The sequence below is a fragment of the Priestia sp. FSL W8-0524 genome (assembly GCF_038005965.1).
GTDB classification, from domain to species: domain Bacteria; phylum Bacillota; class Bacilli; order Bacillales; family Bacillaceae_H; genus Priestia; species Priestia zanthoxyli.
This window is the reverse complement of record NZ_JBBOUG010000001.1, coordinates 4,432,131-4,447,533: the sequence shown is the minus strand read 5'-3', so window position 1 is coordinate 4,447,533 and position 15,403 is coordinate 4,432,131. Positions and strand designations below refer to the sequence as shown.

Sequence of the window (15,403 nt, the reverse complement as noted above, 5' to 3'; positions counted from 1 at the left end):
TTGAAAATAGATTAAAAAGTTGTTAAAGTAATAGTAGATTAAATGAATAAAAATTAAAACGGTTGTATTAATATATATATAATTTGTAGGAGGAATAGATGATGAGTAATCCAAAAGTTGTTTTAGCATATTCCGGAGGTTTAGATACATCAGTTGCAATTAAATGGTTACAAGAAAAAGGGTACGATGTGGTAGCTTGCTGTTTAGACGTAGGCGAAGGAAAAGATTTAAAATTCGTTAAAGAAAAAGCCTTAACAGTTGGAGCGGTATCGTCATATGTGATTGATGCAAAAGAAGAATATGCTAATACATTTGCATTAGCAGCACTTCAAGCACACACGTTATATGAAGGAAAATATCCATTAGTATCTGCACTATCTAGACCGCTAATCGCTAAAAAGCTTGTAGAAGTAGCAGAACAAGAAAATGCAGTAGCTGTCGCACATGGATGTACGGGAAAAGGGAATGACCAAGTGCGTTTCGAAGTATCAATTAAAGCATTAAATCCACACTTAGAAGTTTTAGCTCCTGTTCGTGACTGGAAATGGTCTCGTGAAGAAGAAATCGAGTATGCAAAAGAAAAGAATATTCCAATTCCAATTAACTTAGACAGCCCATTTTCAATTGACCAAAACTTATGGGGAAGAAGTAACGAGTGCGGCGTTCTTGAAGATCCTTGGGCAGCTCCACCTGAAGAAGCATATGACCTAACGGCTTCTCTTGAAAATACTCCGGACACAGCCGATGTAGTAGAAATTGAATTCGTTGAAGGTGTTCCAGTAGCATTAAATGGTCAATCTTATACGCTAGCTCAGTTAATTCTAGAATTGAATGAAATTGCAGGTAAGCACGGAGTGGGACGTATTGATCATGTAGAAAACCGTCTTGTGGGAATCAAATCACGTGAAGTATATGAGTGTCCAGCTGCTATGACATTAATCAAAGCACACAAAGAGCTTGAAGATTTAACATTAGTGAAAGAAGTCGCGCACTTCAAACCAGTGATTGAGAAAAAATTAACAGAAGTTATCTATGAGGGTTTATGGTTCTCTCCATTAACAAATTCCCTGCTTGCATTCTTAAAAGACACGCAGCAATATGTGAACGGAACAGTGAGAGTAAAACTATTTAAAGGGCATGCTATCGTAGAGGGACGTAAATCTCCTAATTCTTTATACAATGAAAAACTTGCAACATATACAAAAGAAGATGAATTTGATCACAATGCAGCAGTTGGTTTTATCTCATTATGGGGTCTTCCAACACAAGTGAGTAGCATGGTAAATCAAAAGAAGGTGACAACGGTATGACCAAACTTTGGGGAGGGCGTTTTACGAAACGCCCTGAACAATGGATTGACGAGTTCGGTGCGTCCATTTCATTTGATCAGCATCTTGTAGAAGAAGATATTGAAGGCAGTTTAGCACATGTAACAATGCTTGAGAAATGCAGCATTCTTTCTGGAGATGAAGCGTCACAAATTAAAAAAGGCCTTCAAACACTGCTTGAAAAAGCTAAGAAGAAAGAATTAACATTTTCTGCTCAATATGAAGATATTCATTTGAATTTAGAAAAGCTATTAATTGATGAAATTGGTCCGGTTGGAGGTAAGCTTCATACGGGTCGAAGCCGTAATGATCAAGTTGCTACAGATATGCACTTATATTTAAAAAAGCATGTTCAGCAAATTGTAGGACTGATCGAAAATCTAGAAGATGTGCTGCTTACAAAAGCAGATCAGCATGTCGAAACTATTTTTCCAGGCTACACACATTTACAGCGCGCGCAGCCGGTTTCTTTTGCTCATCATCTAATGGCTTATGTTTCAATGTTTAAGCGTGATGCTGAGCGTTATGCGGAATCACTAAAGCGTATTGATTTATCTCCTTTAGGAGCAGGAGCTTTAGCTGGTACGACATTTCCAATTGATCGTCATTACAGCGCGGAGCTTCTAGGCTTTAATGGAATTTATCAAAACAGTATGGATGCTGTCAGCGACCGTGACTTTATTTTAGAGTTTTTAAGCAACAGTTCTATTTTAATGATGCATTTATCTCGTTTTTGTGAAGAGTTAATTTTATGGTCTAGTCAAGAGTTTCAATTTATTGAAATGGATGATACGTATGCAACTGGCAGCAGTATTATGCCTCAAAAGAAAAATCCTGATATGGCAGAGTTAATTCGTGGTAAAACAGGACGAGTATATGGTCATTTATTTAGCTTGTTGACTGTGTTAAAAGGCACGCCTTTAACATACAACAAAGACTTGCAAGAAGATAAAGAAGGCATGTTCGATACGGTTACAACGATTGAAGGCTGCTTAACAATCTTTGCTGGCATGATTGAAACAATGACAGTAAAAACAAATGTTATGGAAAAAGCTACGAAACAAGATTTTTCAAATGCAACGGAGTTAGCTGACTATCTTGCTGCAAAAGGTATGCCGTTTCGTGAAGCACATGAAGTGGTTGGGAAACTAGTTCTCGTTTGTATTCAGAAAAATATCTACCTAATGGATTTGCCGCTCGAGCAATATAAAGAAGCGTCAGATTTATTTGAGGAAGACATCTACCATGTATTAAGTCCAAAAACAGCTGTTAATCGCCGCAATAGCGCGGGAGGAACAGGGTTTGAACAAGTGAAAAAAGCAATTCAGCTAGCTAAAGATGAATTGCATGAAAAAGCTTCAATATAAAACAGTTTTCAAAACGTCCGCAGAAAATTCTGCGGGCGTTTTTTGATGTGAGATAAATGGTATAACTAGAGCAATTAAGAAGAAAATAGAAAAGATCATGTAAGGGATTATGAAATAAAGTTCACATTCGTAAAGAAAATAGAGTGAAAAAGGAGAAGTGACATATGAAAGACAAAAAACATCCGCAGCATGTATATGAATATGATTTTGAAGGAGAAAAAGAGACATCAAGACAGCTAATGGATTCTTATTCAAGCGGCGTTATTGGCGATGCTATGGCTTCTGTAGTTGAAAATCCAGAAGCACAGAGTGATAACGAACTATATGAATAACTACATGCATATACTGTATATAGACTAAGAAAAGCAGGATTATGCTGAGCTCTATCGAAAGGTAACGTCATAGTAAATCCGGTTTTCTAAAGGATTTGGTGTGGCGTTCTTTTTTCAGTTAATCACTGATATAAGAAAAGAGGGATAAAGGTGAAAATTGGAGTGCCGAAAGAAGTAAAAAATAATGAAAATCGCTTGGCTATTACTCCAGCTGGTGTTACAGCTTTAGTTAACGGTGGGCATGATGTATATATTGAAACACAGGCAGGAGAAGGCTCTGGATTCCATGATGAAGATTACACAAATGCAGGAGCTTCTATTGTAAATACTGCAAAAGAAGCATGGGATGCTGAAATGGTTATGAAAGTAAAAGAACCGATTTCAAAAGAATACGGATATTTTCGTGAAGGACTTATTTTGTTTACGTATTTACATTTGGCAGCTGAAGAAGCGTTAACGAAAGCATTGATTGATAAAAAGGTAGTGGGTATCGCTTATGAAACGGTACAGCTTCCAAATAAAAGCTTGCCTCTGTTAACGCCGATGAGCGAAGTTGCAGGAAGAATGTCTTCTCAAATTGGAGCTCAATTTTTAGAAAAAACCAAAGGTGGCAAAGGGATTTTGTTAAGTGGAGTGCCAGGCGTGCAAAGAGGAAAAGTAACAATTATTGGAGGAGGAGTAGCGGGAACCAACGCTGCTAAAATTGCGGTCGGATTAGGGGCTGATGTCACAATAATTGATTTAAACGCTGATCGCCTTCGCCAGCTGGATGATTTGTTTGGTAAAGAAGTGACAACATTAATGTCAAATCACTACAATATCGCACAATCTGTAAAAGAGTCAGATTTAGTGATAGGAGCGGTTCTCATACCGGGAGCTAAAGCGCCAAAGCTTGTCACCGAGGAAATGGTTCAAACGATGTCAAAAGGGTCAGTTGTGGTTGATATTGCCATTGACCAAGGCGGAATTTTTGAAACAACTGATCGTATTACTACTCACGATAACCCGACTTACTCGAAGCATGAGGTCTTGCATTATGCTGTTGCTAACATGCCAGGGGCTGTTCCCCGCACGTCGACCTTAGCGCTGACCAACGTAACGGTTCCTTATGCTCTGCAAATAGCAAATCAGGGATATAAAAAAGCGTGCTTAAAAAACCCTTCCCTTCTTCAAGGCATCAACACCCTAAATGGGTTTGTCACTTACGCGGCTGTTGCAGATGCACACGGTCTAACTTACGCTGATGCAACAACTTTATTAGAGCAAGCATAATAAGGCATGTTTTTGCGCAGTTTGTGATATGATAGCCGCGTATTCACTTGTTTTGTAACCAAAACAGACGGGTAGAATATAGAAAAGGTTAGTGTAAAAGGAGAGAATATATGATGCACGTTTCTTATCATGGACATTCTGTTGTTAAAATTGAAACAAAAGGAAAAACAATTTTAATTGACCCGTTTATCACTGGAAATGAATTAACAGATTTAAATGCTGAAGATGTAAAAGCAGATGTGATTTTACTGACTCATGGCCATAATGATCATGTAGGCGACACGGTGGAAATTGCTAAGCGCAGCGGTGCACTTGTTGTGGCAGTAGCAGAATTAGCTACATATCTTAGCTGGCAAGGCTTAAACGTACATCCAATGAGCATAGGCGGAGCCTATACATTTGATTTTGGTACGGTAAAATTGACACAAGCTTTCCACGGTTCAAGTTATACAGAAAATAATGAGAAAATTATTTATACAGGAATGCCGGCTGGTTTGCTTTTAACGATTGAAGGAAAGACAATTTATCATGCTGGAGATACGGCTTTATTTTCTGATTTAAAGTTAATTGGTCGCCATGAGCCTGACGTAGCATTTCTTCCAATTGGAGATAACTTTACAATGGGACCTGAAGATGCGGCTATCGCAGCGGAATGGGTGCAGGCAAAGCTTGTTGTGCCAATTCACTACAATACATTTCCTGTAATTAAGCAAGATCCTCATCAATTTGTTGAGTCTTTATCTGGTATTGAAGGAAAAGTATTAAAAGTTGGAGAAGGATTGGATCTTTAATCATAGAGGATGGGACAAAACGATTTCAGTTAAAGTTAAAAAAGAACGAGTAATCGATAATATCGATCACTCGTTCTTTTTTTATTGTTAAGGTGAACGTAGGTTTCACATTTGTTCATCTTTAGATTGAATCGATGCAGTTATGTCTTAATCTCTTTTTATTTGCAAAGAAACGTTCTGCTTTTTTTACTTTCCCGCATACGATAGTAATAATAAGGAGGGAGAGTTATGGAAAAAAATCGAGTTATTTTATCGCTTTTACTATGCGGAGTGATGCTTTACTATGCAATGCCGCACTTAGTGTTAACAACTGCGAGTTTGCAAGGGATTTTTAGTATAAGCTGGCTTACCTTTGCTCTTTTTGTAGCCGGAGGCAATTTGTCATCACTACTTTATGCACCGCGCCGTAAAAAGACAGGTATTCAAAAAAATAGTGCGAGAAAGCCTTTGCGTCAAAGAGGTTAGATTGAATCCATTTCACTTCCCCCGTATAATAAAAGAAAAGACATATGAAACGTAAAAACGTTTTAGAAGGGTGAAGTACACGTGGCGACAAAACATGAGCAAATTTTACAGTATATCGATTCGCTTCCAATTGGTGAAAAAATTTCAGTGCGCCAAATTGCCAAAGAACTGACTGTCAGTGAAGGCACGGCGTACCGAGCAATAAAAGATGCGGAAAATAAAGGATATGTTTCAACGATTGAACGAGTAGGGACTATTCGAATTGAACGAAAGAAGAAAGAAAACATTGAAAAGCTCACGTTTGCCGAAGTAGTAAACATTGTAGATGGACAAGTGCTGGGCGGACGTGAAGGTTTGCATAAAACGTTAAATAAGTTTGTTATTGGAGCGATGAAGCTTGATGCTATGATGAGGTATACCGAGGCCGGAAACCTTCTTATCGTAGGGAATCGAGTAAACGCTCATGAATTAGCCCTTGAAGCAGGCGCAGCTGTTTTAATTACGGGCGGCTTTGATACGGAAGAATGGGTTAAGAAGCTTGCGGATGATCTTAAGCTTCCTATTATTTCAACGAGCTATGATACATTTACAGTTGCAACGATGATTAATCGGGCTATCTATGATCAGTTGATAAAAAAAGAAATTGTGCTTGTAGAGGATATTTTAACACCCGTCTCTGAAGCGGTTAGCTTGCAGTTAACCGATACGATTGAAAAATGGCACGAATGTAACGATCAAACGCACCACAGTCGTTTTCCTGTAGTAGATCAGCATATGAAAGTTCATGGAATGGTTACCTCAAAAGATGTTATTGGATATGATCTTTCCACTTCGATTGAAAAAGTGATGACGAAAAATCCGATGACCGTTCACGGGAAAACATCGGTCGCTTCTTCCGCTCATATGATGGTATGGGAAGGGATTGAAGTGCTGCCTGTAGTGGACGATTACCACCGACTAGAAGGCATTATCAGCCGTCAAGATGTCTTAAAAGCGCTGCAAATGATTCAGCGTCAACCACAGGTAGGAGAAACCATTGATGACATTGTAACGAATCAATTTATGGACGTACAAGAGACAAAGGAAGCACCTGTCTATCGCTGTGAAGTAACGCCACAAATGACAAATTATATGGGAACTATTTCATACGGAGTTTTTACTACTATTGTGACGGAAGCTGCCAATCGTGTTCTGCGTTTATATAAAAAAGGTGATTTGGTTATTGAAAACATTACCGTTTATTTTATTAAACCGGTTCAAATTGAAAGTGTAATTGAAATTCGCCCTAAGCTATTAGAACTTGGTCGGAAGTTTGCTAAATTAGATGTAGAAGTCTACAACGCCGGAGTTGTAGTAGGAAAAGCGATGATGATGGCTCAGTTATTGGACAGAGTATAAAAAAAGAAGCTGGGACAAAAGTATGTTAGACGAAGTGAAAAACGAACCATTTATCAACCATGTTGATGAGTGGTTCGTTTTTTTTTGTTAGGGTAAACGTAGGTTTCACCTGTTTAGATTCTTCTAGTCGTTGATTGGAGGGCAAGACGAAGACTCCAGCGGAAAGCGAAGTCTTGCACGGAAATCAACGGCGGTGTCTCAAGCGGTTCAGCTCATGTCTCCCATTTGTTCGTCTTTAGATTGGATTCCTCTCGTTATGCCTCAGCCTTTTTTACATTTGATCTGCTTCTTTTATTGCATAAGGCTGATAGTACTTATAAGCTTTGACACCTGCTATTATGCTACCTGAACCGAATAATACAAATAATATGCCGATGATAAGCGAAAGGTTTGTTTCGTAAATAAACCATTGATTGATCCCAAAAAATAATACAAAAGAGCCAAGACAAATACTCGACTTAGCGGAAATCCACTTTCGTTCCATTGGGCGTTTTGAACGTACGTATTTTACTTTTAAATACATGTAGAAAACAAAGGACACAACGATTAAAATCATAAAAAATGGCACAGACGCCCCTCCAGTCCGGTGTATTTCTATCCGTAATGTTTCTAGATGCTAGTAATGCGTAGTGTTGAAAGTGTTTACAGTAGTATCTATTATTTTACAGGTCAATAACAGAAAATTCTACTATTGATTGATTCTTCTTTTAAAAAGGAGAAGAGATATGATTTAATAAAGATTATGGATACAGCGCTGTGGAAATATAAGTGCATGTGGTACGTACATAAAACAAGAACAGTATTGACAGGAGAGAGAAAATGAAAGCACAAATATTAGAAGCTATTAAGCAGTTTGACACCATCATTATTCACAGGCACATTCGTCCAGATCCAGATGCATACGGATCTCAGTGCGGATTAGCGGAATTGTTAAAAACATCTTTTCCGGAGAAGAAGGTATACGTAACGGGAGAAGAAGCGGAGTCGTTAAAATTTTTATACCGTATGGATGATATCGCCGATGACACCTATGAAGATGCGCTTGTCATCGTTTGTGATACGGCGAATGAAGCGCGTGTATCAGATCAGCGCTACGCAAGTGGAAAAATGATCATTAAAATCGATCACCATCCGAATCAAACTCCTTACGGTGATTTACTTTGGGTTGAGACGTCTGCTTCTTCAACAAGTGAAATGATTTATGAATTTTACTTGGAAGGAAAAGAAAAGGGGTTAGCTCTTAATGATGAAGGAGCAAAGTTAATTTTCACTGGTATTGTCGGTGATACGGGCCGATTTTTATTTCCAAATACAAAGCCGAAAACGTTTTGCTATGCAAGTGAATTGATTCAATATGGCTTCAATTTTAAGGATGTATATGATCAGCTATACAAAACAAAAGAAAACGTCGCTCACTTACATGGATATGTGCTGCAAAACTTCACGATGTCTCCAGCGGGAGTTGCTCACATGAAAATTCCGAATGAAATTCTTCGCAAATATGATGTGACACCTGCTGATGCCTCTCAGCTAGTCGGCTCGTTAGGACAAATTGATGGAGTGAAAACGTGGGTATTTTTTGTAGAAGAAGAAAATCAGATTCGGGTCCGCCTGCGTTCAAAAGAGCTTGTGATTAATACAATTGCTAGAAAATACAACGGAGGAGGCCATCCTCTTGCGTCCGGCGCTTCCATTGACTCATGGGAAGAAGTAGAGCCTTTACTACTTGATTTAGAAGAGCTCTGCAGTCAGGAGTAATCTGTAAAATAAGCCGTTGATTTTAAATCAGCGGCTTTTTATAGTACTTTTTCCATCTTTTTAATTCGAACTTCAATCGAAAGCGTTGTATAAAAATAAATTTGATGAACTTCAACTTCATAAATCGTTTTATCGAATTCGTATTTTTTGTTTTCAATTGCTTTTTTTAAGATATCCCTGCTTCGATACGCACTTTCAATATCTTGGGCAATTAAGTGCTGCGCTTCTTCGTCGACGCTTTTTTGAATATTGTATTCCACCACAGAGTTTACTTTATAACGATGGCCGTTCACTAATTTTACTTTCACATTTTGAATAATCAAATGCTGCTTCATTTCCTTGTTTAATGCTTTTACATCTTCTTGCCATGCGCTAATTTGCAAATTTGCTTTTTTTAGCTTATCATTAGCAATTCGAATCTCCTCTAGCTCTCTATCTCTTGAAACGCCGTAAATTGTTAAAAACACTCCCCAGCTGACAATTGCTCCAATGACAATACCGGCAAAAAAACGCTGCCAGTCGGAGCGCTTGAACATTCGCTCGCTGGGTACTCTCATACAAAGTGCTCCTGCGTTAACCACTTGATGATCAGAGCCCCGGTCTGAGCTCCTCCCATAGCGGATAGAATTAAAAGAATTTGTTTGAATACATCTTTTGTCGCTCCTTCAAAGAGTCCTCGCTCAAAGCTGTAAAACGTATCAAATGTTCCTCCGATGGCTCCGACAATTGCCCAGATTTTTAAGCTATTGCTGAGGGTATGCATAACGTACAGGGGAGATTTTCCAATTAAGAACCCCGCAAATGCTCCGATTAATGAACCGCCTAAAATAATACCTAATGAAGTAAAGTAACTCCAAATGAAAAGAGACATAAAAGGCTCTTTTGTCATGACGCGTCCTCCTTTACTATTTTATTGATAACTCATGCTTCCTACATATATATGGACAAACGTTCAGAGTTATGTAATTTGTCTACGCCCGCAACAAAATTTATAATGAGAATAAAGAATTAAAGAAAGGTGGGAAGTCCTGTGCCTTTTGTTCACTTACAGCTTCAAAGTTCTTATAGCTTACTAAGCAGTTCCGTTCGTATTCATGAACTTGTAGAAACAGCTAAAAAAATGAACTATGAAGCGATTGCTTTGACCGATGAAAATGTAATGTACGGAGTCATTCCTTTTTATAAAGCCTGCGTGAAAGCGGGGATTAAGCCGATTATTGGGCTTACACTATCAATTTTGGAACATGAAGAAAGCGAGCAAGCGTATCCTTTAGTTTTGCTAGCAGAAAATGATAAAGGCTATGAAAATCTATTAAAACTAAGCAGTTTAGTTCAAACAAAGGAAAAACACGGTGTAAAGAAAAAATGGCTCCAGCATTATAGCAGCGGGCTGATTGCTATTACACCTGGCGTAAGGGGAGAAGTAGAAACTCTGCTAGCAGAAAACAAACTTCAAGATGCAAAGCGAGTGCTTCAATTCTTTAAAAAAGTATATTCTCAGTCTTTGTATATATCTATACAGCGCCACGGACAGGATGAAGCTTTGATAAATCAGCAGTTAACGGAGCTTGCTGCTGAAGAAAATGTCCCGCTCGTAGCAACGAATCAAGTGAAATATTTAAAAAAAGAAGATCGGGACGCATATGATTGCTTAGCGGCTATTCGAGACGGAGAGAAATTACATAGCGGTGAACAGGTGCAAGAAGAAAGCAGCGAGTACTATTTCAAATCACCTCATGAAATGGAAGTTCTCTTTCATGATCAGCATTTTTTAATAGAAGAAAGTATAAAAATCGCAAGACGATGCGAGCTTAAAATTTCTCTAGGCGTCATGTCTATTCCAAAATACCCTGTTCCTCCGTCCGTTACATCATCAACCTACTTACGCACTCTTTGCGAGAAAGGACTGCAAGAAAGAGTTCAAGTGATCACGGAACAATACCAGAAACGCTTAGATTATGAGCTGAACATTATTGAAAGTATGCGCTTTAGCGATTACTTCCTTATCGTGTGGGATTTTATGAATTATGCTCATGAACATGGTATTTTAACAGGTCCAGGTCGTGGCTCAGCGGCGGGCTCACTAGTTTCATACGCCTTACGAATTACAAATGTTGATCCAATTCAGCATCAGCTTCTCTTTGAGCGCTTTTTAAATCCTGAACGTATTTCGATGCCTGATATTGATATCGATTTTCCTGATAATAAACGGGATCAAGTCATTCAGTATGTGGCTCAAAAATATGGAGCGCTGCATGTAGCTCAAATTATTACATTTGGAACATTAGCGGCTAAAGCAGCCGTACGTGATGTAGGAAGAGTGATGGGATTTGATCAAGAGGCGTTAAACAAAATGTCTAAAGCGATTCCAACTAAACCAGGTACAACGTTAAAAAGCGCTCTTCGTGATTCAAGAGTTCTTCAAACTTATTTAGCAGAAAATGAAGCCAGAAAGCAATGGTATAACATTGCGATGAAGATAGAAGGACTGCCAAGGCATACTTCCACACACGCAGCAGGCGTTGTGATCAGTGAGAAGCCGCTGACGCAATCTATAGCTGTACAAGAAGGACATGATGATGTATATCTGACTCAATATCCAATGGAAGCTCTGCAAGACGTTGGGCTTTTGAAAATGGACTTTTTAGGTTTGCGTAACTTAACCATTTTAGATCACATTTTAAAGAAAATTGAGCGGGACATGAACCAAAAGCTGTCACTGTCTCGTATTCCATTTAACGATCAGAAAACTTTTGAACTGCTGAGCAAAGGAGATACGACAGGGATTTTTCAGCTAGAGTCAGATGGAATGAGAAGGGTTCTTCAGCAATTAAAACCCACAGAGCTAGAAGATATTGTAGCAGTTAACGCGCTGTATAGACCCGGTCCGATGGAAAATATTCCAACCTATATTAAGCGCAAGCACGGAGTGGAGAGCGTCATATATGACCATCCCACGCTTCAAGGCATTTTACAATCCACCCATGGCGTTATCGTGTATCAGGAGCAAATTATGCAGATTGCTTCAAAGATGGCTGGCTTTTCTCTTGGAGAAGCAGATTTATTGAGAAGAGCAGTTAGTAAAAAAGAACGATCCGTGCTTGATCGTGAACGAGCACATTTTGTTCAAGGAAGCGAGAAGAAAGGATATGACCTATCCGTTGCTAATCGAGTATATGACCTTATTGTGCGCTTTGCTGATTATGGCTTCAACCGGAGCCATGCCGTTGCTTACAGTATGGTGGCCTATCAGTTAGCTTATTTAAAAACACATTATCCGCTACAGTTCTTTTCAGCGTTGTTAACGAGCGTTATTGGAAACGAAGGGAAAATTGCTCAATATATTAATGAACTCAAAAGAAAAAAAATACAAGTTCTCCCACCTTCTATTAACAAGAGCATGTATTCGTTTAATGTAGAAGGTGAAAGAATAAGATATAGCCTTGCAGCGATTAAACATATTGGTGCGGCAGCTATGCAGGAAATAACAGAAGAGAGAAAGAAAAAAAGATTTGAAGACTTATTTGATTTTTGTGCACGTGTTTCACCAAAAGCCGTGAATAAAAAAGCGCTTGAAGCTTTGATTTTGTCCGGAGGCTTTGATGAATTTGGAGAAAATCGAGCAACTTTATTAGCAACCATTGATGTAGCATTTGAACATGCAAGCTTGGTCCTCCCTGATGATGATTTTGGATTTGGAGCTGAATTTTCGTTAAAGCCTAAATATATGGAAAAAGAGGAACTGAAAATAGAAGATCGGCTTCAGTATGAAAAAGATATGCTAGGTTTTTATTTATCAAGCCACCCTGCTTCTCAGTATGAAGCACTGAATTCCTTTTATTCTGTTGTTTCTCTTCACGATATGAAAGAACACGCTTCAGGAAAAGCGGTCTCTCTTTTAGTATTTGTGTTGGAAATTCGCGTCATTCGCACGAAAAAAGGAGAGCAAATGGCCTTTTTGCGCATTACGGATGAAAGTGGAGAAGGAGAAGTTGTTGCATTTCCCCGCGTATTTGAGCAGAATCGTCTGCTGTTTGAACAAGGTAAGGTTTTACTGATACATGGAAAGATAGATGAAAGAAATGGGCAGCAGCAAATTGTTTGTCAACGTGCTGAAGCTGCTAGCGAAGCGGTTCAAAAATTACCGTCAGAAGAATTGTACTTACGTATAGAAACAAAGCAAGGTACGGAAAAGCTGCTTCATACTATTTATCAGCATTTTCAGTCTCATAGAGGGAAAATCCCCGTGAAAATTTATTATGAGGCAGAACGTCAATTGGTCAAGCTTCCTGTTCACTATTCTGTTGAACGAAGCGATGAGTTGATCAAAACGTTAAAAGCAATGCTTGGAGAGAAGCACGTTGTGTTCAAGAAGATATAGTCTTTACAGATTTCATGTGATGTTATATGGTAAAATAGTTAAAAAAGTGGTCTGACCACCGTTTTTTTTATAAAATATACGAATTAGATGCGTTTTTCTTGAAATGAAATTCAATTGGATTTATAACATCATATGAGTGTGGGAAAGAACATGGTTCAGGCACAGTATTTGTTATCATTTTGTTTATTGGGAGTGAAATTCATTGTCTTTACGTGAAGAAGCATTGCATATGCACCGCATTAACAAAGGTAAACTAGAATCAAAGTCCAAAATTCCTGTTCGAAACGCAGAGGATTTAAGCCTTGCTTATTCCCCTGGTGTAGCAGAACCTTGCAAAGAAATATATGATGATGTAAACAATGTATATGAATATACGATGAAAGGAAATATGGTAGCTGTTGTATCTGATGGCACTGCCGTATTGGGCTTGGGCAATATAGGCCCTGAAGCTGCTCTGCCAGTAATGGAAGGGAAAGCTGTCCTTTTTAAAAGTTTTGCCGGCGTAGATGCATTCCCAATTTGTTTAAACACGACAGATGTGGACAAAATTATAGAAACTGTTAAATTGCTAGAACCAACTTTTGGAGGCGTTAATTTAGAAGATATTGCGGCTCCTAACTGTTTTGAAATTGAAGAGCGGTTGAAAAAGGAAACAAATATCCCGGTTTTTCATGATGATCAGCATGGGACGGCTATTGTTACGGTAGCGGGTCTTCTTAATGCCCTGAAGCTGACAGGAAGAAAAATGTCACAAATCAAAGTAGTAGCGAATGGAGCAGGGGCTGCTGGCATTGCTATTATTAAATTATTATACAGCTATGGAGTGCGCGATATTATTATGTGTGATTCCAAAGGAACGATTTATGACAAGCGTCCTCACGGCATGAACCGTATAAAAGATGAAGTTGCAGCCTATACAAATCGAAGCAAAGTAGAAGGTACGTTAGCCGATGCGTTAGAAGAAGCTGATGTATTTATTGGAGTTTCGGTTGAAGGAGCACTCACATCGGAAATGATTGGAAAGATGAATCCAGACCCAATCATTTTTGCAATGGCAAATCCAGTGCCTGAAATTATGCCAGAAGAAGCTAAAAAAGCTGGCGCGAAAGTAATCGGCACCGGACGTTCAGATTTTCCTAATCAAGTGAACAATGTCTTAGCGTTTCCGGGGATATTCCGAGGTGCACTGGATGTGCGTGCTACTCATATTAATGAAAAAATGAAAATGGCTGCAGTTGAGGCCATTGCTAATTTAATTACGGAAGAGGACTTGAATACAGACTATGTAATTCCAGGGCCATTTGATGCACGAGTGGCTCCGGCAGTAGCCGCAGCTGTTGCAAAAGCAGCTATGGAAACAGGCGTTGCCCGAATAAAAGTAAAGCCAGAAGCCGTAGCTGAAAATACACGCCGTTTAGCGATTATTGAATAAGGTTACATCAACTGTTCTTTGACAGGCATGATGCTTCAAGCATGCCTGTTAAAGTAATGTAAAGTGAGTGGTAATAAACTTGAAGAATGAACGTTCAAAAGTATATGTAGAAATTCTAAAACAAATTCGCCAGCTAATGGAAGATGATCGTTTAACTACGGGTGATAAAATCCCGTCAGAACGAGAGCTTTCTGAACGGTTAGGCGCAGGACGTTCTTCCGTTCGAGAAGCGCTCAGAGCGTTAGAGCTAATTGGGCTAATTGAAACTAGAAGAGGTGAAGGTACGTTTATTAAAGAAGTGGGAGATCATCAATTTATTGATTTATTAGCTACTTTTTTAATACAAGACGGCAAAACAAAGTCAGACTTAATTCAGACGAGATATATTCTGGAAAAAAGCTGTTTGTTTTCTGTTTTAGCGGAACAGAACAAAATCAATGTTTCAAAAGTAATTCAAAAGCAGAATGACGATCGCTTAAAGAACTTGTTTGACTATTTGTTTTCTTTGCAGGCTAATCGGCTATTGCACCGAATTTGGCTGATTATTTGCCGCTTTTCTCAAACCTTTCAACAAAACTCAGCGCCAAGCGACACTCTTATAAATGAATTAGTAGAGGCGCTAGTTAAAAAAGATGAAGCAGCTGTATTAAATCTTCACCATCAGTGCTACAAACAAGTGTGAAAGAAGGAATTTGTCGAAAGAGACATGCCATCTTTCTACACAAAATCAAACCGTCATCTAGTAAAGTAAATAGCAACTAATAAAGTGAAGCGAATAATTCATCCAATTTTTTCTTATATGTCGCTTGTTTTTGCTTTTGAGACGGGCTTTCATAACGTGTAAAGTAGAAGAAGAGGAAGAAGAAAGGTTCTTATGTT

14 protein-coding genes are annotated in these 15,403 nt (G+C 38.7%); 11 read left to right on the top strand and 3 right to left on the bottom strand.

What is annotated here, in order from left to right; all coding sequences use genetic code 11:
- Positions 1-101 precede the first annotated feature (101 nt).
- The 7 genes from NST66_RS23220 to NST66_RS23190 all read left to right on the top strand — a co-directional run bounded on the left by NST66_RS23220 (position 102) and on the right by NST66_RS23190 (position 6,953).
- Positions 102-1,310: an argininosuccinate synthase gene (locus NST66_RS23220; protein WP_033579611.1), complete on the top strand. Its 1,209-nt coding sequence runs from the start codon at positions 102-104 to the stop codon at positions 1,308-1,310.
- On the top strand, positions 1,307-2,695 hold the full coding sequence (gene argH / locus NST66_RS23215) for an argininosuccinate lyase (RefSeq protein WP_014458026.1): 1,389 nt from the start codon (positions 1,307-1,309) through the stop codon (positions 2,693-2,695). Before NST66_RS23220 ends, argH begins: the two co-directional genes overlap by 4 nt.
- A gap of 164 nt (positions 2,696-2,859) precedes the next feature.
- Positions 2,860-3,027 carry a hypothetical protein gene (locus NST66_RS23210; RefSeq protein WP_013059463.1) on the top strand — a complete coding sequence of 56 codons (168 nt, stop codon included), beginning with the start codon at positions 2,860-2,862 and terminating at the stop codon, positions 3,025-3,027.
- A gap of 150 nt (positions 3,028-3,177) precedes the next feature.
- The gene (gene ald, locus NST66_RS23205) at positions 3,178-4,299 is read left to right on the top strand and encodes an alanine dehydrogenase (RefSeq protein WP_340843712.1); all 1,122 of its coding nucleotides are present in this window, start codon (positions 3,178-3,180) and stop codon (positions 4,297-4,299) included.
- Between the two features lie 113 nt (positions 4,300-4,412).
- Complete coding sequence (locus tag NST66_RS23200) at positions 4,413-5,090, top strand: metal-dependent hydrolase (RefSeq protein ID WP_034271489.1); 678 nt, start codon at positions 4,413-4,415, stop codon at positions 5,088-5,090.
- Positions 5,091-5,318: 228 nt separating this feature from the next.
- A complete protein-coding gene (locus tag NST66_RS23195) occupies positions 5,319-5,555 on the top strand; it encodes a hypothetical protein (protein WP_033579613.1) in 237 nt (78 codons plus the stop codon).
- An 81-nt stretch (positions 5,556-5,636) separates the two neighbouring features.
- On the top strand, positions 5,637-6,953 hold the full coding sequence (locus tag NST66_RS23190; protein WP_028411790.1) for a CBS domain-containing protein: 1,317 nt from the start codon (positions 5,637-5,639) through the stop codon (positions 6,951-6,953).
- A 271-nt stretch (positions 6,954-7,224) separates the two neighbouring features.
- On the opposite strand, the gene NST66_RS23180 is transcribed toward NST66_RS23190, so the two are convergent.
- Positions 7,225-7,521, bottom strand: a complete 297-nt coding sequence (locus NST66_RS23180) for a YtpI family protein (RefSeq protein WP_028411789.1) — start codon at positions 7,519-7,521, stop codon at positions 7,225-7,227.
- A 251-nt stretch (positions 7,522-7,772) separates the two neighbouring features.
- Here NST66_RS23180 and NST66_RS23175 point away from each other — a divergent pair, with 251 nt between their 5' ends.
- On the top strand, positions 7,773-8,711 hold the full coding sequence (locus NST66_RS23175; RefSeq protein ID WP_033579614.1) for a DHH family phosphoesterase: 939 nt from the start codon (positions 7,773-7,775) through the stop codon (positions 8,709-8,711).
- Between the two features lie 38 nt (positions 8,712-8,749).
- On the opposite strand, the gene ytrI is transcribed toward NST66_RS23175, so the two are convergent.
- Positions 8,750-9,268 carry a sporulation membrane protein YtrI gene (gene ytrI / locus NST66_RS23170; RefSeq protein WP_014458035.1) on the bottom strand — a complete coding sequence of 173 codons (519 nt, stop codon included), beginning with the start codon at positions 9,266-9,268 and terminating at the stop codon, positions 8,750-8,752.
- Positions 9,265-9,600: a YtrH family sporulation protein gene (locus NST66_RS23165; RefSeq protein ID WP_013059455.1), complete on the bottom strand. Its 336-nt coding sequence runs from the start codon at positions 9,598-9,600 to the stop codon at positions 9,265-9,267. The genes ytrI and NST66_RS23165 overlap by 4 nt, the downstream gene beginning before the upstream one ends.
- Before the next feature lie 141 nt (positions 9,601-9,741).
- Between NST66_RS23165 and dnaE the strand changes: the two genes are divergently transcribed.
- From dnaE to NST66_RS23150, 3 genes are all read left to right on the top strand, one after another.
- The gene (dnaE, locus tag NST66_RS23160; protein WP_033579615.1) at positions 9,742-13,092 is read left to right on the top strand and encodes a DNA polymerase III subunit alpha; all 3,351 of its coding nucleotides are present in this window, start codon (positions 9,742-9,744) and stop codon (positions 13,090-13,092) included.
- A 202-nt stretch (positions 13,093-13,294) separates the two neighbouring features.
- The gene (locus NST66_RS23155; RefSeq protein ID WP_028411786.1) at positions 13,295-14,524 is read left to right on the top strand and encodes an NAD(P)-dependent malic enzyme; all 1,230 of its coding nucleotides are present in this window, start codon (positions 13,295-13,297) and stop codon (positions 14,522-14,524) included.
- 79 nt (positions 14,525-14,603) lie between these two features.
- Complete coding sequence (locus NST66_RS23150) at positions 14,604-15,206, top strand: FadR/GntR family transcriptional regulator (RefSeq protein ID WP_047749768.1); 603 nt, start codon at positions 14,604-14,606, stop codon at positions 15,204-15,206.
- The last annotated feature ends 197 nt before the right edge of the window (positions 15,207-15,403 follow it).

Coding starts and splice junctions, on each gene's coding strand:
- NST66_RS23220 (WP_033579611.1), top strand. CDS start 102: ATGAGTAATCCAAAAGTTGTTTTAGCATATTCCGGAGGTTTAGATACA.
- ytrI (WP_014458035.1), bottom strand. CDS start 9,268: ATGAGAGTACCCAGCGAGCGAATGTTCAAGCGCTCCGACTGGCAGCGT.
- NST66_RS23210 (WP_013059463.1), top strand. CDS start 2,860: ATGAAAGACAAAAAACATCCGCAGCATGTATATGAATATGATTTTGAA.
- NST66_RS23165 (WP_013059455.1), bottom strand. CDS start 9,600: ATGACAAAAGAGCCTTTTATGTCTCTTTTCATTTGGAGTTACTTTACT.
- argH (WP_014458026.1), top strand. CDS start 1,307: ATGACCAAACTTTGGGGAGGGCGTTTTACGAAACGCCCTGAACAATGG.
- NST66_RS23200 (WP_034271489.1), top strand. CDS start 4,413: ATGCACGTTTCTTATCATGGACATTCTGTTGTTAAAATTGAAACAAAA.
- NST66_RS23175 (WP_033579614.1), top strand. CDS start 7,773: ATGAAAGCACAAATATTAGAAGCTATTAAGCAGTTTGACACCATCATT.
- NST66_RS23195 (WP_033579613.1), top strand. CDS start 5,319: ATGGAAAAAAATCGAGTTATTTTATCGCTTTTACTATGCGGAGTGATG.